General features: G+C 36.3%; 15 protein-coding genes and 2 tRNA genes. 14 read left to right on the forward strand and 3 right to left on the reverse strand.

From position 1 onward, the window contains the following. Positions 1-11 precede the first annotated feature (11 nt). From AABB81_RS14980 to AABB81_RS14990, 3 genes are all read left to right on the forward strand, one after another. Positions 12-1,991, forward strand: a complete 1,980-nt coding sequence (locus AABB81_RS14980; RefSeq protein ID WP_342161371.1) for an adenylate/guanylate cyclase domain-containing protein — start codon at positions 12-14, stop codon at positions 1,989-1,991. A gap of 102 nt (positions 1,992-2,093) precedes the next feature. Next, entirely contained in the window at positions 2,094-2,696 is a 603-nt protein-coding gene (locus AABB81_RS14985) for an HD domain-containing protein (protein ID WP_342161372.1), read from the forward strand. Between the two features lie 383 nt (positions 2,697-3,079). After that, a complete protein-coding gene (locus tag AABB81_RS14990; protein WP_342161373.1) occupies positions 3,080-3,949 on the forward strand; it encodes an SDR family oxidoreductase in 870 nt (289 codons plus the stop codon). A gap of 294 nt (positions 3,950-4,243) precedes the next feature. Here the strand turns inward: AABB81_RS14990 and AABB81_RS14995 are convergent, their stop codons facing one another. Beyond that, on the reverse strand, positions 4,244-5,041 hold the full coding sequence (locus AABB81_RS14995; RefSeq protein ID WP_342161374.1) for a hypothetical protein: 798 nt from the start codon (positions 5,039-5,041) through the stop codon (positions 4,244-4,246). 503 nt (positions 5,042-5,544) lie between these two features. On the opposite strand from AABB81_RS14995, the gene AABB81_RS15000 reads away from it, so the two are divergent. The 9 genes from AABB81_RS15000 to AABB81_RS15040 all read left to right on the forward strand — a co-directional run bounded on the left by AABB81_RS15000 (position 5,545) and on the right by AABB81_RS15040 (position 14,680). Continuing rightward, a complete protein-coding gene (locus AABB81_RS15000) occupies positions 5,545-7,158 on the forward strand; it encodes a hypothetical protein (protein ID WP_342161375.1) in 1,614 nt (537 codons plus the stop codon). A 10-nt stretch (positions 7,159-7,168) separates the two neighbouring features. Continuing rightward, positions 7,169-8,380: a radical SAM protein gene (locus AABB81_RS15005; protein WP_342161376.1), complete on the forward strand. Its 1,212-nt coding sequence runs from the start codon at positions 7,169-7,171 to the stop codon at positions 8,378-8,380. 722 nt (positions 8,381-9,102) lie between these two features. Further along, positions 9,103-9,534 (forward strand): carboxymuconolactone decarboxylase family protein, encoded by a 432-nt coding sequence (locus tag AABB81_RS15010; protein WP_342161377.1) that lies wholly within the window; start codon positions 9,103-9,105, stop codon positions 9,532-9,534. A gap of 531 nt (positions 9,535-10,065) precedes the next feature. Continuing rightward, entirely contained in the window at positions 10,066-10,578 is a 513-nt protein-coding gene (locus tag AABB81_RS15015) for a DUF3124 domain-containing protein (protein WP_342161379.1), read from the forward strand. 133 nt (positions 10,579-10,711) lie between these two features. Continuing rightward, complete coding sequence (locus AABB81_RS15020; RefSeq protein ID WP_342161380.1) at positions 10,712-11,401, forward strand: DUF1538 family protein; 690 nt, start codon at positions 10,712-10,714, stop codon at positions 11,399-11,401. 15 nt (positions 11,402-11,416) lie between these two features. Further along, positions 11,417-12,205 carry a DUF1538 domain-containing protein gene (locus tag AABB81_RS15025; RefSeq protein WP_342161381.1) on the forward strand — a complete coding sequence of 263 codons (789 nt, stop codon included), beginning with the start codon at positions 11,417-11,419 and terminating at the stop codon, positions 12,203-12,205. Beyond that, positions 12,195-12,542, forward strand: coding sequence for a P-II family nitrogen regulator (locus AABB81_RS15030; RefSeq protein ID WP_342161382.1), 348 nt, complete (start codon positions 12,195-12,197; stop codon positions 12,540-12,542). Before AABB81_RS15025 ends, AABB81_RS15030 begins: the two co-directional genes overlap by 11 nt. 111 nt (positions 12,543-12,653) lie before the next feature. After that, a complete protein-coding gene (locus AABB81_RS15035; RefSeq protein WP_342161383.1) occupies positions 12,654-13,055 on the forward strand; it encodes a CBS domain-containing protein in 402 nt (133 codons plus the stop codon). Positions 13,056-13,648: 593 nt separating this feature from the next. Then, complete coding sequence (locus AABB81_RS15040; RefSeq protein WP_342161384.1) at positions 13,649-14,680, forward strand: phosphotriesterase family protein; 1,032 nt, start codon at positions 13,649-13,651, stop codon at positions 14,678-14,680. A 758-nt stretch (positions 14,681-15,438) separates the two neighbouring features. On the opposite strand, the gene AABB81_RS15045 is transcribed toward AABB81_RS15040, so the two are convergent. Beyond that, positions 15,439-15,524 (reverse strand) — tRNA-Leu (locus AABB81_RS15045). Positions 15,525-15,587: 63 nt separating this feature from the next. Beyond that, positions 15,588-15,659, reverse strand: a tRNA-Gly gene (locus AABB81_RS15050). 205 nt (positions 15,660-15,864) lie between these two features. On the opposite strand from AABB81_RS15050, the gene cyoE reads away from it, so the two are divergent. Further along, a complete protein-coding gene (gene cyoE / locus AABB81_RS15055) occupies positions 15,865-16,749 on the forward strand; it encodes a heme o synthase (RefSeq protein WP_342161385.1) in 885 nt (294 codons plus the stop codon). A 6-nt stretch (positions 16,750-16,755) separates the two neighbouring features. Next, complete coding sequence (locus tag AABB81_RS15060; protein WP_342161386.1) at positions 16,756-17,316, forward strand: cytochrome c oxidase subunit 3; 561 nt, start codon at positions 16,756-16,758, stop codon at positions 17,314-17,316. Positions 17,317-17,342: the final 26 nt, after the last annotated feature.

Below are 17,342 nucleotides of genomic sequence, written 5' to 3' on the forward strand. Positions count from 1 at the left end.
GTATAGTAGTTATGTTTAATAAAACAACTCTTGTTTTTTTAATTCTTTTTTTACAGGGATTTGTTCTTGCTTTTTCACAAAACAACAGAATAGACAGCCTGAAAGGTTTGGTTGATAAACAATCAAAAGATACTTCAATGGTAACTGCTCTAAATGCACTTTGCGTTGAATACCTGACTGAAGGAAATTTTGCAGAGTCATTTAAATATGGAGCTGAAGCCAACGAACTTGCCACAAAATTGAATGATCTTGAGGGTAAGGCCTATGCCTTGAAAAATATTGGTATAGGTTACTATTATCAGGGAGAATACATTACCGTTTTTGATTATTGGACACAATCTTTGGAAACTTTTGAGGCCATGCGCGACACTTTGGGAATGTCAAATATGTTGAATAATTTGGGAGGTGTTTATTTAAGCCAAGGAAGCAGTGATAAAGCCTTGGAGTATTTTTTAAAGTCCCTGAGTTTTGCTGAGGCAATGAATGATCCATTGAGAATTACTTCAGTTCTTCCAAACATTGGTGCCGTGTATGGGCAGATGGGAGACTATGAAAAAGCGATTAAATATTTTAACCAAATGGAGCAATATTTGGAGATTCTGGATGACCCTCAAATTACTACTTATTATTTGATGGGGATAGGAGAGATTTATGTAAAAATGAATAATTATGAAAAGGCTTTGAAATATTATGAAGATGCTTTGGTTTTGAATAAAGATTCTGAAAGATATCCTCATAATTTGACCATGTTGGGAACCATTGAATCTAATTTAGGCAATGATGAAAAAGCAATTGATTATATGAAACTGGCCTATCAAGAAGCTACAAGCCGAAACCAGCAATGGGATGTGGTTGAAGCATTAATAGCTTTGGGTAGAATTTATCAAGACAAAGATTTTGAATTATCTGTTAGTAGTTTTGAAGAAGCTGAAGAATTGGCTAATGAAAATCCAATAAACAGATCATTGCGGGATATATATCAAGGGTTGGCTCAAAGTTATTCCAATCACGGGGATTATGCAAATGCATTCAAATACCAAACAAAGTATCTTGCCCAAAAAGATTCCTTATTTAATTTAGAAACAGACGATAAAATTCGCGGTTTGCAATTTGATTTTGATTTGTCTAAAAAGGAAGATGAAATAGGGTTGTTGGAAAAGGAGGCCGAAATACAGGAATTACAGAAAAGGAGACAAAAGAATGTGATTTATGCAACCGGAATCGCCTTATTCTTAATTGTTTTACTTGCATTAAGTCTGTACCGAAGGTATAAATTTACTCAGGAAACAAACCTGATCATTGAAACAGAGAAGAACCGTTCCGAAAGCCTTTTACTGAATATTCTACCTGAGGAAACGGCTCAGGAACTGAAAGAAAACGGAAAAGTAACAGCCAAAAGTTTTGAAGCGGTTACCGTTTTGTTCACTGATTTTGTTGGTTTCACGGCATATGCGAAAAACCTGAAACCGGAAGAACTGGTAAACAGCGTGGATTATTATTTCTCGAAGTTTGACGAGATCATAGAAAGACACGATATAGAAAAGATAAAAACAATCGGAGATGCCTATATGTGTGCAGGAGGATTGCCCGAGCCTGACGAGAACCATGTTTTTAACGTAATAGAGGCGGCTTTTGAAATAATCGAATTTATTAATCAGGCCAAGAGTACCGATTTGATGGGCCACCAGGCATTCGATATCAGGATAGGGGTCAACACAGGCCCTATTGTTGCAGGGGTGGTGGGAACAAAGAAATTTGCCTATGATATATGGGGAGATACGGTAAATGTTGCATCTCGTATGGAGACTAAATCGGAACCGGGGAAGATAAATGTGTCGGAAAGTACTTATGAGCTGATCAAGGATAAATATGAATGTGAATACAGAGGTGAAATTGATGTGAAGAACAAGGGAATGATGAAGATGTTTTTTGTAAACGGACCTAAGAAACCGGCGAGTGAAAAGACCAAAACTCAAGAACAAAGAGTTTAGATTGTTCCAGTGAGTTAAAATATAATGGCATAAAGTGCCGTTAATTTATTTTGGACTGTCCTGATTATAGAATGGGCATATGCGAATTCTAAAATTATAAAAATGAAAGGTTACAACAAACTGAGAAAAAAATCCTGGGATTTGTTGAATTCAGGCCTTCCTCAGGAGCTTTATTATCACAGTATTCGTCACACGAAAAGTGCATTAAAGAATTGTGAGGCCTACATCAGTTATTTTAACATAAACAGTTATGATTCAAAATTGTTAAGGATAGGCATTTTGTTACACGACATCGGATTTACCGTTTCAATTGACAATCATGAGGTAGAGGGAGCTAAGATTGCTGCCAAGCTGATGAGACAATATGATTTTTCTAAAAATGACATTGAGGTAGTCACAGGGCTCATTATGGCCACCAGGATGCCTCAGCGTCCGACAAACCTGATGCAAAGGATCATTTGTGATGTAGACCTCGACTATTTGGGCAGAAAGGATTTTTATGAAATAAGTGACCTTCTTTACCGTGAATTGCTGGAAAGATCTGAATTATTTGACAGGTTGCAATGGAACAGGATCCAGATAGAATTCCTCGAAAAGCATTCTTATCATACTGAATTTGCTAAAAAAAGAAGACAGGGCCCAAAGGAAAGACGCATAGCAGAATTAAAATACATGGTCTCTTCAAGCAGAAGAAAAATAGTTTGAAGTGAATCGAATTAGTCTTTAATTATTTTTCTTTATAAAGGCCGTATTCCATAAAGAAGGCTTCGAATGATTGCATTCGTTTTTCTGATTAATGTACTGTCAGCCTTCTTTTGTTTTTTTGGCCGACAACCAGCATTTGTATTTTGAGATCTTAAAATCCCTCGACTTTGATGTGCCTTTAAAGTCTGATTAGGCTTAAAAATGCGTGCGTGATTTCTATAGACTTATTAAAAAGTGCTTTTTGATAAAAATTTGGTGAAGCTCGGACAATATTTTATGACTTTGGTCCTAGATGAGTTGAAATGGCATCGAAAATCATATATTTTCAATATTTCATTAAAACAAGATCATTATCAAGCACATTAATATCTAAAACAAAATATATGAAATCAGTAATTATTACAGGAGCAAACAGAGGAATCGGACTTGACACAACGCTGGCATTTGCCAAAGCAGGTTATAAAGTATATGCAACCATGAGGAACCCTGACGGAGCTACTGCTTTATATAAAAAAGTAAAGGAAGACTCGCTTAGTGTTATTATGATGGCCATGGATGTGAATTCTGATGAATCGGTAAATGAATGTATTGATCATATTCAAAGAGAGAATGGTCCGGTTGATGTTATCGTAAACAATGCGGGTATAGAACGACATGGGGCAATAGAAGAAATGGATTTATCGGTATTTAGAGAAGTCATGGAAACAAATTACTTTGGTGTTATTCGATGTGTCAAAGCGGTATTGCCTTTAATGCGTGAATCCAAAAAAGGATGTATCATAAACGTGGCATCAGTAGCGGGCCATATTTCAAATTCTCCCCTGGCGCCTTATTCAGCATCAAAGTTTGCACTGGAAGCCTTTAGCGAGGCATTGGCACAAGAGGTAAAATCGTTTAATTTAAGAGTAGCCATTATAGAACCTGGAATTATCAATACCGATATGGCCAATGACATCAAGCACGGAGAACCTAATTCGCTATATCCTCAATCTTTTAGATTTGGAGGAATGTTCAGTGCTTCACTTGAACATCCTACCCCACCAACTTTAGTAGCCGATACGATTCTTGAAGTTGCCGAAAGTGGAACCTGGAAACTGCGACATCCGGTTGGACCCGACGCTCAGCCATTCCTTGAATGGAGGGCTTCAATGACCGATGAACAATGGGTAGACTGGAATGCCGCTTCCGATGAGGAATGGTATAATGCAGTGCAGGAAAGCTTTGGTTTAGACGCCAGGGCCAAAGTGAAATAAAAACAAACCCGATCATAGAAATTAATCAGGAATTGATCCGGATAATCATTAAGGTATCCTCCGGCTTTGAAAAAGGCTTGGGGATACTTTTGTGTAATATGACTTTTATCGCATGAATATCATCAGGTTCCTCATAGGCAAGGGTCATTTAGCTTTTTTACATCCGGTATGACCCGTCTTCAGAAGCGGTCCGGGTAGAATCAAATCGAAAAAGAAGTCTGCAGTTCGGCAAAATGCCAAGCCAAAAAAGCTTAGAGAAGCTTTAGGGTAATTTTTGACCGACACGTAAAAGGATTATAGGATTGAATCGATTGACTGTTTTTCTTTTATGTTCAGATGGAACATGGTTTCTTTTGGTTTTATGATATTCGAAGATGAGTTTTTGATCTTTTTTCTTGTCATCTTCAAACGCAGATCGACCAGAATAGCTCCCAGAAGATAACCTACTAAAAAGAATAAACCCGATATCACAACAATAAGCAACATTTGATTCCAGAAAAAGTCAATATTCATTTCGGCAGTTTCCTTAACCTCGATCCAGCCATATTTATCCAAAACGAAAAACGGGAATTTAAAATATTGAGCCGTAGCTGTTCCCATTGATTCAAAATTCAAAACCATAAAGCGAATTGAAGAAAAGATATAGGCAATAATCGCTACTCCAAACCCAATCATCGGGGCATAAACATTTTTGAATGCTAACCAAATGGAATCGTTTAAATGGGCTTCTTCCAATTTGCTTTTGCCTCTAAACCACTTTTTTAAACTAAAATTACGCCGGAATATTTTAATATACTTATATGAAAACAGGATCCAGAAATAAACCAAAACAATAGGGGTAATCACCACCAAGAACGTGGTAACATACAAGAGGAATACAGTGACAAGATCAGCGATGGATTGATAATTAAGCTTGGCGGATTTAGAATTCTGTTTCTCCAAATATTGAATGGAAGAAATAAACATCAAAGAATTTTCGGCAGTTTGAACAGGAGCTTCCTGAATATGCATTAAATTCAAAGATCTGATTTGAAGAGCGCTGCAATTTGAATTTGCAGTAATGATAAAAAATATGACGAATGCCCACTTCATGTAGTCAATTTTATATTCTTCAAGTTAAGTCTATTTAAAAGAATTTACAAATCAAACAGGACCAATGGCCCCATTTCCTTAACCAAAGTATGTGTTTACTTATCGAAGGAGGTTTGTTGAGGTTTCGATGTGTCGTTATAAAGCCTGTCCTGAAATGGAATCTTCTCATTAAATATGGTTGAAATTTCGAATACGATTCGCGTGAAGCTGTTTTTTAAAAGCTTATAAAAGTCAAAAAAGTAAAAAGTCAGGCCAGTATTTGCAGAAAGCATCAAATCAATTTTACTGTTTTATGGCCTTTATAAAGACAGTTGATTGATGCTTATCAATTGTTCCATTGATCAGGATCACTCTTTTTTTTACGCTTAACGCCTACTTTTAATCATCTGCTTATACCAAATATTTATGGTGAGGTTTAAAAGAGAACAGAATAACTTTATAAATACTTTACATGGTATGAAGGTAATCAAAGAGATAAGAAATCATAATGTAAACAGTAAATCATGAAATCAAAAAGTACTTTTATACGTCATAAAATTACACCCTGCTTCTTGATGCTTTTGGTATTGTTCCATTCGGTTGGATGTAAATATTACAAAGTAGATTCGGTTGAAACAGAAGAGTTCGTAAACATTCTGAATATGGGAGAAATCCATAAGTATTTTGTAGTTCACTCTGGCAATGTGTTGTATTCTCTAAGTAAAATCGAGGCAGATGCCTCTGCAATTTCAGGTAATCTTCAAGCTGCTCATGACGACGTTTATTATACTGAAGAAAGAAAGAACCGCATCAAGAACAATGAGAAAAATATCGTAAACGAAGTTCATATTTACCTGAAAAAAGAAACTGATCAAATAAGTCCCGGCTATGTTGAATTACCCCTCACTGACATTGATGAGATTAGGATTATTGATCGCAATACCGGGAAAGAAATTGCGGTTTATGCACTTGTTACAGTTGGAGCCATTGCCATCGTTTCAGCGATTGTGGCGCTTACTAAAAGTTCCTGCCCTTATGTATATGTGAACAATGGCGAATTATTTGTTTTTGAAGGAGAAACTTTTGGTGGAGCAATTGCAAAGAACCTGGAGAGAGAAGATTATATGCCCCTGCCATCTATCAAGGCTACCGATGGTACTTACAGCATCAGGATAAGCAATGAGCTCAAAGAAAGGCAGTACACTAACTTGCTTGAATTGGTGGTTGTGGAACACGCATCTGAACAAGATGTTTTATTGGATAAGAGTGGTAACCCTCAATTAATAGGAAATATAAGTAAGCCTTTTTTAGCGAATTCCTCCAGCGGTGAAGATATACTTCCTTTACTGGATAGAAAGGACGCTAAGGTCCATCTTTTTAATGATCATGACTACTCAAAAAATGAAGTGCTTATGAAGTTTAAAAAACCGGAAAATGCCTCACAAGCGAAACTCGTTATAAAAGGGAAAAACACATTATGGTTTGATTATTTATTTGGTGAGTTTCTCAAAATATTTGGAGGATATTATGCTGATTGGATGCAAAAACAGGCAGAATCATCAACAGCCTACAGAATGCAGAACATTATTGATAATGATTTCCCTCTTTTTATATCAATAAAGAAAAATGGAGAGTGGCAGTTGGTGGATTACCTGTTAACAGTTGGGCCTCTGGCTCCAAGGGAATTCGTTGTACCGGTTGAAATTTCCGATATACCAAGCGATGAAATTGAGATCAAACTGCATACAGGATTTATGTTTTGGGAACTTGATTATGCAGGTGTTGATTTTAGCGAAAATACAGATTTGAAAAAAAGGGTCATAAAGCCTTACCTGGCAGTAGGAACGGGATCAATGGACTGGAAAGCTGCATTGGAAAATGCTGACGATACATATATGGTTCAAGAAAATACAGGTGACGTAACGGAGATACTGTTTGAAATACCGGTTTCTCTTCAGGTACAACCACACAGTACCTTTCTTAAAACACAAGGATATTATGAATTGATCCGTGATTTTGAAGGGCTTCCCGAACTTGTACAACTGAAAAAATTTAAAACACCGGGCCATTTTTCAGATTTTTCAAGAGAAAGGTACTTAAACGTTGTCAACATAGAATACGGTTTAGCCAGTAATTAAATTGACCGATATGAGAATTATGGAAGCTCAAAATCTTGCTGCAAATTCGGAAATTGATCAACTACCTCAGCCTTCACCCATTATAGTGAATAAAGCATCCTTAAGAACATTGAAAAGAAAGGTTTTTCTGCAATTGTTTAGAATTCTCAATCAAAAAACCAGAAACCCGATTAAATCAATGCTTTTATTGGATCAATTCAAAAAGAAATATCAGTCAATTTTTGGAGAAACTATGTTGTCAAAGGCTTCCAAGGTAGACAATCGATTCTATTTCAGATTAGGGTCCCCGGGGTTTCCTTCAACAGCCTCAAAAAGGGTGCATCAAAATGAAATTTCGAGATTGCTCTCTCCAGGATCAAATTATGGCCTGCGAACACTTTTTATTGCTATTACAAAACAGTGCCCTTTGGATTGCGAACATTGTTTTGAGTGGGATAATTTAAATAAAATGGATCAACTCAGTACCTCCGATATAATCCGGATTGTTCATGAATACCAAAATTACGGAACAACGCAGATTATGTTTAGTGGCGGCGAACCGATGATGAGGAAAAATGACCTTTACAAGATTTTGGATAAAGCATTACCGGGAACTGATTTTTGGATCATAACCTCTGGGCTGGGCCTGACTTTGGAAACTGCCCAAGTTCTTAAAAAGCATGGTTTGACCGGGGTGATGGTGAGTTTAGATCATCATAAAGCAGAAAAGCATAATCAGTTCAGGGGGAATAAGAATGCGTATAAATGGGCTACGGAAGCTGTGATGAATTCAAACAAAGCAGGATTGGTAACGACTCTTTCTCTGTGTGCTGCAAGAGAATTTGTGAATGAAGGCAATTTCTCAGGCTATATGAACCTGGCAAAGGACCTCGGCGTTACTTTTGTTCAGATTCTAGAGCCAAGGGCCGCAGGAAGATATAAGGGGCTTGATGTAAAGCTTGGCGATAAGGAATTGGAAATATTGGATCATATTTATTTGACATATAACTCCTCCTCAAAATTCAGGGAATATCCCATTGTTAATTCTTTGGGTTACCACCAGCGAAAGGTTGGTTGTTTTGGAGGAGGAAATCGCTTCTTTTATATAGATACAGATGGGGATGCTCATATATGCCCCTATTGCACGGAGAAAACCGTAAGCGTACTCCAAAATACTCCTGAAGAAGTAATCGGGAAAATGGCAGAAAAGTCCTGTCATGTTTTTGAAAAAAGTGTGGTATAACACCACAACTTTTGAATAAACAGGTTGTTAAGGATTTTCCCTTTTTACCAACAAGTTTTGCAACTCGCTTTTCATTATTTCATAGATCTGGTCTACAAACCCTTCATTATACTCCATTAACTTGGTTACCTGGTCATTTGCAAATTTAAGATGAGCAACACTGTTAGGTGTCGTCAGCAACAGTTCCTTTGAAACAGTTTCCTGGGCATGGGCCTGAATACCAACACAGAGAAATGTAAATCAAGAAAAAGAGGGTCATAAATTTTTTCATGGTACGTCAATTTCAGTGAGGCAAAAATTTAATAAAATTTGTACACTAAATTAAAAATATAAAACCGGCTCGCTACGCGTGTTTTTTTTGTCATCCTGGTAAATTGTATTGAAAATTTAGGCAAATAATTATTTGTAACGATTATAAACTACTAAAATATAGGCTTTTAGGCTATTAATTTTACAGAATATTTGTACCTTAAGAACACTTTATACTTAAAGTATTTATTCCTTTGAATTATTCAATAAAATGACATAAAAAAAATCACTGCTTTTTGTTTGCTTGGAGAAGAAAATAGCATCTAATTTGAACCTTTATCTTAAATGAAAGGTTAATACTTCTCATTTATTATATAGTTAAGTTTTATTAAATATTCTTTTTCACATAATTAAACGATTTAAAAATGAAACAACTAATCAAAAAAACAGTCCAAGGATCAATTTTTATTATTATGTTATTCTTAATTACAGCTAATTTATCCGCACAGGAAACAGAGGCATATAAAAAGGCTAAAACTGAAATTGAGCAAACTTTTGGCGCTTTCCCATCATGGTTTGCGGCCTACCCTGAACACGCCCTTCCGGAAGCTTGGGAGCTCTACAAGACATTAAAAGGACCTAAGAGCAGTATTTCTTCGAAAAATGCTGAGTTAATTCAACTTGCTGTAGCTTCTCAAATACCTTGTGTATATTGTGTTTATTTTCATAGAATTAGCGCTAAAGCCTTTGGCGCCACTGATGAAGAAATAAATGAAGCGATAGCGTTAGGAGCAGAAACAAGGCATTGGAGTATGATACTGCAAGGGTCAGGAATTTCTTTTGAGGAATTCAAAGCTGAATTTGATGAAGCCATGAAATATATGGCCGAAAAGGAGAAAAAATAGTTTCTTTTCTTAATTCTCCAAGAATAAATTTTCTTAAAATCGCAAAAAGCAAAAAGACCAAGCTGAATAAGCTTGGTCTTTTATCATTAGTACTCCAAACGCATCAATTCTCGAACTGTTTTTATGAAAACCTAAGTGAATTCTATAATCTTAAACTATTGTTGGCAAGTGAAAGGGTTTTTATAAATGAGTCTGAATCAACCATTTTAACTGATAATCCAAAGAATAAGAATACACCATTAGAGAATTAAACCAGATTATAGTAGTTATTATCTGCATTGTAAAAAACACATTAGACAGAAATAGCTAATGAACACAACATTAATTAGCGCATTTTTATTCGTCTAAAAATCGATCTATAACAAGCTGAAAATAAATAGAGAATAAGCCATAATAAAGCTGAAATTTAACATCATTTTGCACAGTTGGTTCATATACAATACCGACGTGTTTTTTGAAAACGAGCCTTAGAAATTCAATTATCTATTTGAATATGATTTGTATCTTTAAGAATAATTAAAAAAGTATAAAATGAGAAAAATTATAAAACTTTTATTTTTATCCTTGGTTTTTCTTTCTTGTGAAAATAACGACGATAAAAGCCTTGATAAACAGGCAGATTGGAAGAGTAGGAAATCAGATATTACCAATTTCAATGATTACATTCAGGGTAAGACCTATCTTCCGGTTTATTCGCATATTTACCATATCCACGAGCATAAAACTTTTGACCTTACAATTACAATCAGTATTCGCAATGTGTCTATGACTGATTCAGTTTATATTTTGAAAGCTGATTATTACAATACTGTTGGAATGAACGTCAGGCGATATTTAAAAGATCCAATTTTTTTACAACCGTTGGAAACTGTTGAAATAATTATCGAAGATCGTGATATGGAAGGGGGTTCTGGTGCTAATTTTATATTTGACTGGGCAGTGGAAAATGATAAAAACCCTCCTTTGTTTGAGGCAGTTATGATTTCACCATATGAGCAACAAGGATTAGCATTTTCAACAAGAGGTGTAATAATATTTGAATAAAATTAACCAATTAGTTAAAAGTTTAATTCTTGTAGTTGGCCCTTGGGTATGCTTACGGTAATTAAAGTAAAGAAAAAAATTGAAGTATAAACATTACACCTTAGCCATACTGAAAAAATTGAGACTTTCGCTTATGGATTTGATTCCTATAATCGTGGTGGTTGTGTTTTTTCAAAGTGTTGTTATCCGGCAGCCATTTCCTCAAATTGGAGAAGTTATATTCGGGTTCCTGTTTGTAATAGTAGGTTTGATGTTGTTCATTGAAGGTTTGGAGATTGGATTGTTTCCAATTGGTGAGTCTATGGCTTATGCGCTAGCAAAGAAGGGAAGCCTTGTATGGCTATTGATTTTTTCCTTTGCCCTTGGGTTTTCTACAACAATAGCCGAACCGGCCTTAATTGCAGTGGCAAAAGAGGCTTCGGTAATATCTTCGAGTGCAGGATTAATTGAAAGTGATGAAAAAACGATGTATTATTATGCTATGGGTTTGCGATTGACTGTTGCTTTTTCAGTTGGCTTAGCCATCGTAATTGGAGTATTGCGGATTCTTAAGGGTTGGCCTTTGTATTATTTAATTATCGGTGGATATATTTTGGTTATGTTGATGACTATAATAGCTCCCAAAGAGATCATTGGTTTGGCATATGACGCAGGAGGGGTTACGACCTCTACAATTACTGTTCCGTTAGTGACCGCTTTAGGGGTTGGACTTGCTACTGTGATCAAGGGAAGAAGTCCGTTAACAGATGGTTTTGGACTGATTGCATTTGCTTCACTTCTGCCAATGATCTTTGTGATGGTATATGGGTTATTTTGGTTTTAAGAAATAGATAGAATAATGATAGATTATGTGATGGATTTTGTTCTGGTATTGTTTGCTACACTGAGAGATGTATTGCCTATTTTGGTGGTGATCCTTTTTTTTCAAATAGTAGTGCTAAAACAACCCATACCACATCTTAAAAAAGTGATTCTTGGAGGGATTTATGTAATAATTGGACTTGCTCTTTTTTTAATGGGATTAGATAAAGCTCTTTTCCCCATAGGCCAGATCATGGCAACTCAATTATCTGATCCAGAATTTATAGGAACCACATTAGGCGGGCCCTCAGATTGGCGATCGTACTACTGGATTTATATTTTTGCGGCATTAATAGGTTTTTCTACGACTATTGCTGAACCGTCGCTTATTGCCGTTGCAATAAAAGCCGATGAGGTTTCTGCCGGAACAATAAGTCAAATAGGGCTTCGTGTTACAGTGGCATTAGGAGTAGCTTTTGCATTGGCGCTCGGAACATTCAGGATTGTTACAGGAACTTCATTGTTTGTATACATCATGGCAGGATATATTATAGTAATTATTCAGACATTTTTTGCTCCTAAAAAGTTGATTGCCCTGGCCTATGATTCTGGAGGAGTTACTACGTCAACTGTAACTGTTCCGTTAGTTGCAGCACTTGGATTAGGATTGTCGAGCTCAGTGCCAGGTAGAAACCCCGCGATTGACGGATTTGGGCTCATCGCATTTGCCAGCTTGTTTCCAATTATTACAGTATTGGGATATGCACAAATCATGGAATTAAAAACACGATTATTCAAAATAAAAATAAAAAAAGATGAAATTTAAATTAATAATGGCCTTTGTCAAGCCCAACATTACTGATACTGTCGTTGACTCGATGAAAGAAGCAGGAGCCACAGGAGCGACTATTATACCTGCCCGAGGCACAGGTATGCATGAAGCAAAGTCCTTTTTTGGGCTTAGTATTGAGGATAAAACTGATATTCTTGTGTTTCTTGTAGAGGAACACGTAGTAGAAAAGCTTATGAAAGTTATACAGTTAGCGGGTAAATTTGATGAGCCGGGAACGGGTATTGCTCTTGTTTTACCCATTGAACATATAGCTGGCCTCGATAGTCAAATGAAAAAGTTCAAAGATCAGGCTCGTGATAAGTATTTTTAGAGCAAATGAATATAGTATTTCTCATCTATTAATTGCGTGAAATGCATAGATCAACGTTTTAGCTTTTTCAGAAAAAACATAAACGGATATAACTAAAAAAATAGAATATATATGGATACAAAAAGAAGTTTTCAGAGTGCCAAGGATGTCATGACGAAAAACATAGTTTTCGTAGATGGTATGGCTACTGCCAAAGAGGCGGTTGAAATAATGCGTCAAAAAAATGTTGAAGCGTTAATAGTAAAAAAGAGACATAAACAAGATGCCTATGGGATTGTGATAGTTCATGATTTTATAAAAGGTGTTATTATAGCCGAAAAAACTTCAGAGGAGGTTAATATCTTTGAGATTATGACCAAGCCAGCGATAAGCGTACCGGCTAATATGGACGTACGCTATGTTGCAAGTTTACTTATGAAGGTTGGTCTCAGGATGGCTCCTGTTGAAGAAAATGGTGAATATATAGGAATGGTATCGCTGTCCCATCTGATTTTGGACAACTTACTATTCTAATATTTAAAACTACTGAAAACAAAATTTCAGTACTGATATATAAAAGGAAAGGGGTTGTTGAAAAATGCATACTATCAGTAATTATCGTATGCTCCAGATGACTATTCCTTCGCTGAGTCCCTGTCCGAACGAAGTTAGAAAAAAGACACATCCGCTGCACGTCTGATTTTTTTTAATCACAGGGTTAATAGAAAGTGAAGAATTTTACTTAAATCAGCTGAAAAGCCCTGTAATAAGTGAAAATATGATGATTAATAACTTACCAAAACTCACCTATTAGTCTCAATAGGCAGGCGCCCAGCAGAAAAGATAGTATTTAGTTAGATTCAAAATGAGCTAAAATAATTACTGGTTATTTATCATCATCTTTATCGTAGATCGATTCATACGGTCTACATAAAGAAATGAACGAAGGCTTCACGTTTTTTATAATGGTTAACTCAATTTAAAAATCAATAATTCATTTGGGACATTTTTTATTTCCCTATAAATATCAAATGTTATATAATTCTTGAAAATGAGATCTTAACTTTACAGGCCTGATCTAAATGGTTTTTTATAGATTCTTAAATTTAAAATAAAAGCACCTTTCAATGAATAAGCAAATAAAATTCAATACTTTATTTTTTATATTATTAATAAGCTTCGGATCTTCAATAGATGCTCAAAAACTATTAATACAAGATGTAAGAGAAGTTCACCCAGTAGACTCAAATGCAGTATGGTTAGCACACGAGCATATTTTAGTTGACTTTATAGGGGCAGACAGTATACAACCAAATAGCTGGAACCATGATTCAATACTTGATGAAGTAATTCCTTCTCTTGAAGAACTGAAAGAATTTAATGTAAATTATTTTGTTGATGCCACTCCTAATTACTTAGGAAGAGATGTATTGCTTCTTGAAAAAATTGCTCATAAAACAGGAATTAGGATAGTCACAAATACAGGTCTCTATGGCGCTCGAAACAATAAATTTATCCCTAATTATGTTAGGGAAATAACAGCAGATAATCTTGCTAAAAAGTGGATAGAGGAATATCAAAATGGAATAGATGGAACTTCTATTAAACCTGGCTTTATTAAGATTGGCATCGATGACACTATTCCATTGAATGCTATACATCAAAAGTTAGTAAAAGCTGCTGCCCTGACTCATTTAAAAACTGGTTTAACAATAGCATCACACACCGGGAGAGCGATAGGTTTATGGCCACAATTGAACATACTAAAAGAAATGGGAGTTTCACCAGAGTCTTTTATTTGGGTGCATGCCCAAGAAGAAAACAACAATGACAATTATCTAATAGCTGCCGAGATGGGATGCTGGATAAGTCTTGATGGCTTAGGCTGGGAAATAGAAAAACATGTTGAAAAAATAGTATATGCTAAGAGAAACGGAATTTTAGATAGAATTTTAATTTCGCAAGACTCAGGGTGGTATGATCCGCAAAAAGATAATCAAACTATCAGGCCTTATACAAATATTTTTAAGAAACTATATCCAGAGCTAAAATCTAATGGGTTCACAGATGATGAATTCAACTTATTGATTTCAATCAATCCGTCAAAAGCATTCTCTATAAAAGTGAGAAACCAACCTTTAGATAAAAATAATGACTAATACTTCTCAAAATGGCAGATCATATAATGATTGGGGAGTTAAAGCCCCACAGGCTGTATAAAAGACACATCCGCTGCGCGTCTGATTTTTTTCTTTTTATCCAAGATTTGCAGGTTTGTTGAGAAATGTTACGGGAATTAGCTTCGCTGAGTCCCTGTCGGGTAAATTAACAAAAGAAGATCCAGCCGCTATGCGTCTGGATTTTTTTGTTTCCATTCACGCTTTGCAGGTTAGATTAGGACGTATTGCTGGAATTAGCTTCGCTGAGTCCCTGTCGGGTAAATTAACAAAAGAAGATCCAGCCGCTATGCGTCTGTATTTTTTTGTTTCCATTCACGCTTTGTAGGCTAGATTAGGACGTATTGCGGGAATTAGCTTCGCTGAGTCCCTGTCGGGTAAATTAACAAAAGAAGATCCAGCCGCTATGCGTCTGTATTTTTTTCTTTTTATCCAAGATTTGTAGGTTAGATAGAAGGCATTGCGGGAATTAGCTTCGCTGAGTCCCAGTCCGAACGAAGTCAAACAAAAGACGCATCCGCTGCGCGTCTGTAATTTTTTGTTTCCATTCACGCTTTGTAGGTTAGATAGAAGGCATTGCGGGAATTAGCTTCGCTGAGTCCCAGTCCGAACGAAGTCAAACAAAAGACGCATCCGCTGCGCGTCTGTATTTTTTTGTTTCCTCTAAGCCCTTAAAAGCAAGCTTTACGGTCTTTTCAGAAACAAAAAAACCAGGTTAAAAAACCTGGTCTTCTTTCATGTACTCGGAGCGGGACTTGAACCCGCACGAACATTACTGCTCATTGGATTTTAAGTCCAACGTGTCTACCAATTCCACCATCCGAGCCTATTGAATTGGTTGTTTTACATTGAGCTGAAGATAAAATATAGAATCACTTCAAACTCTGTGAGCGAAAGACGGGATTTGAACCCGCGACCCTCACCTTGGCAAGGTGATGCTCTACCCCTGAGCTACTTTCGCATTAGTTTTAGTCAATGAACGCACAATTTTTAAACTGCTTACCTAACATTCAACTTATATACAGCATCCGGATAGGCAGGCGCAAATTTAAAACATTTTCATAAATCCCAAAGCTTTTTCGCTCATATTTTTAATATTTTTTTATGCGGTTAATCTTAATTAATGGATATATTTGCAGCGATTTTAAAAACAGGCATTTACCAACTTGGAAACGGCAGTCGTCAGACATAATATCATAGATGATCTCAAACAATTAACAAAGTTTGGATTGTCTTTAAGCGTGGTTTTTTCTTCCATTGCGGGATACCTGCTGGCAGCTGATATCGTCGATTTTAAAACGGTTTTTTTATTATCCATAGGAGGATATTGTATGGTTGGCGCCTCCAATGCTTTTAATCAGATCATTGAAAGGGTGCCGGATGCGATTATGAAAAGAACAATGGACAGGCCTATTCCTGCCGGAAGGATTTCTGTTAACCTGGCCATGTTTATTGCTGTTACCATGACTATTGCAGGATTGGTGATTTTATACAGTATTAATGAAAGGACCGCCTTATTCGGAGCTATCTCCATTTTTCTCTATACTAGTGCCTATACGCCCTTGAAGCCCATTACACCTTTATCGGTATTTGTGGGTGCTATTCCGGGGGCCATACCTTTTATGCTGGGTTGGGTTGCTGCAACGGGTCAGTTTGGGATTGAACCGGGAATGCTTTTTATGATACAATTTTTCTGGCAGTTTCCCCATTTCTGGGCTATAGGCTGGCTTCAATTTGACGAATATAAAAAAGCGGGCTTCAATTTGATGCCAACAGGTGAAAAAAATAAAAAAGCTTCAAAACTGATCATCATTTATACGGTTTTGATGTTGATCGTTTCGATCTTTCCTGTTTTTGGCTTAACAGGCAGCCTTTATCTATTACCGGCATCTGCAGTAATCATTTTTGCATTAGGCCTGGTCATGCTGTATTACGGAGTTAAACTGCATCAGGAGCAGTCTGATAAAATGGCGAGAAAATTGATGCTTTCAAGTGTTTTATATATAACTTTGATCCAGATTATTTTTGTGATCGATAAATTTTTACACTAGCAAACTATGGAACAAAAAACAAAAGAGAAGGCGTATAAGCAGATGCTGTGGATATCCATGATCAGCATGACCATGATGTTCGCCGGCCTTACAAGCGCCTATGTGGTCAGTAAGGCAAGAGAAGACTGGGTTAGTTTCGAGTTGCCAAGTGCATTTTACATCAGTACACTGTTTATCCTTATGAGCAGTTTAAGTCTTTTTCTGGCTAAAAAAACGCTTTATAATGGTGATCAGGGGAAAACTACAAGTTTACTGGCCCTGACCTTGCTCTTGGGCATTGGTTTTGTATTTTATCAATTCAATGGTTTTAACCAGCTTATCGAAGCGGGTCTTTATACAACGGGTCCGCAAAGTAATGTAGCTTCATCTTTTCTCTATGTGATCACCGGGGCACATTTGCTTCACATTTTTGTGGGGATTATTGTTTTGTCAAGGATGCTATATCGCAATATGACCGGAAAGTACACTGTTCAGGACCATTTGGGGTTTTCTTTGGGTTCGATTTTCTGGCATTTTGTGGATGCTTTATGGATTTATCTTTTTATCTTCTTCTATTTTATCCGCTAAAGCCAACATTTTTGCCTTATTGATTC

The sequence above is a fragment of the Lutimonas vermicola genome (assembly GCF_038433205.1).
GTDB classification, from domain to species: domain Bacteria; phylum Bacteroidota; class Bacteroidia; order Flavobacteriales; family Flavobacteriaceae; genus Lutimonas; species Lutimonas vermicola.

Coding starts and splice junctions, on each gene's coding strand:
- AABB81_RS14980 (WP_342161371.1), top strand. CDS start 12: ATGTTTAATAAAACAACTCTTGTTTTTTTAATTCTTTTTTTACAGGGA.
- AABB81_RS14985 (WP_342161372.1), top strand. CDS start 2,094: ATGAAAGGTTACAACAAACTGAGAAAAAAATCCTGGGATTTGTTGAAT.
- AABB81_RS14990 (WP_342161373.1), top strand. CDS start 3,080: ATGAAATCAGTAATTATTACAGGAGCAAACAGAGGAATCGGACTTGAC.
- AABB81_RS14995 (WP_342161374.1), bottom strand. CDS start 5,041: ATGAAGTGGGCATTCGTCATATTTTTTATCATTACTGCAAATTCAAAT.
- AABB81_RS15000 (WP_342161375.1), top strand. CDS start 5,545: ATGAAATCAAAAAGTACTTTTATACGTCATAAAATTACACCCTGCTTC.
- AABB81_RS15005 (WP_342161376.1), top strand. CDS start 7,169: ATGAGAATTATGGAAGCTCAAAATCTTGCTGCAAATTCGGAAATTGAT.
- AABB81_RS15010 (WP_342161377.1), top strand. CDS start 9,103: ATGTTATTCTTAATTACAGCTAATTTATCCGCACAGGAAACAGAGGCA.
- AABB81_RS15015 (WP_342161379.1), top strand. CDS start 10,066: ATGAGAAAAATTATAAAACTTTTATTTTTATCCTTGGTTTTTCTTTCT.
- AABB81_RS15020 (WP_342161380.1), top strand. CDS start 10,712: ATGGATTTGATTCCTATAATCGTGGTGGTTGTGTTTTTTCAAAGTGTT.
- AABB81_RS15025 (WP_342161381.1), top strand. CDS start 11,417: ATGATAGATTATGTGATGGATTTTGTTCTGGTATTGTTTGCTACACTG.
- AABB81_RS15030 (WP_342161382.1), top strand. CDS start 12,195: ATGAAATTTAAATTAATAATGGCCTTTGTCAAGCCCAACATTACTGAT.
- AABB81_RS15035 (WP_342161383.1), top strand. CDS start 12,654: ATGGATACAAAAAGAAGTTTTCAGAGTGCCAAGGATGTCATGACGAAA.
- AABB81_RS15040 (WP_342161384.1), top strand. CDS start 13,649: ATGAATAAGCAAATAAAATTCAATACTTTATTTTTTATATTATTAATA.
- AABB81_RS15060 (WP_342161386.1), top strand. CDS start 16,756: ATGGAACAAAAAACAAAAGAGAAGGCGTATAAGCAGATGCTGTGGATA.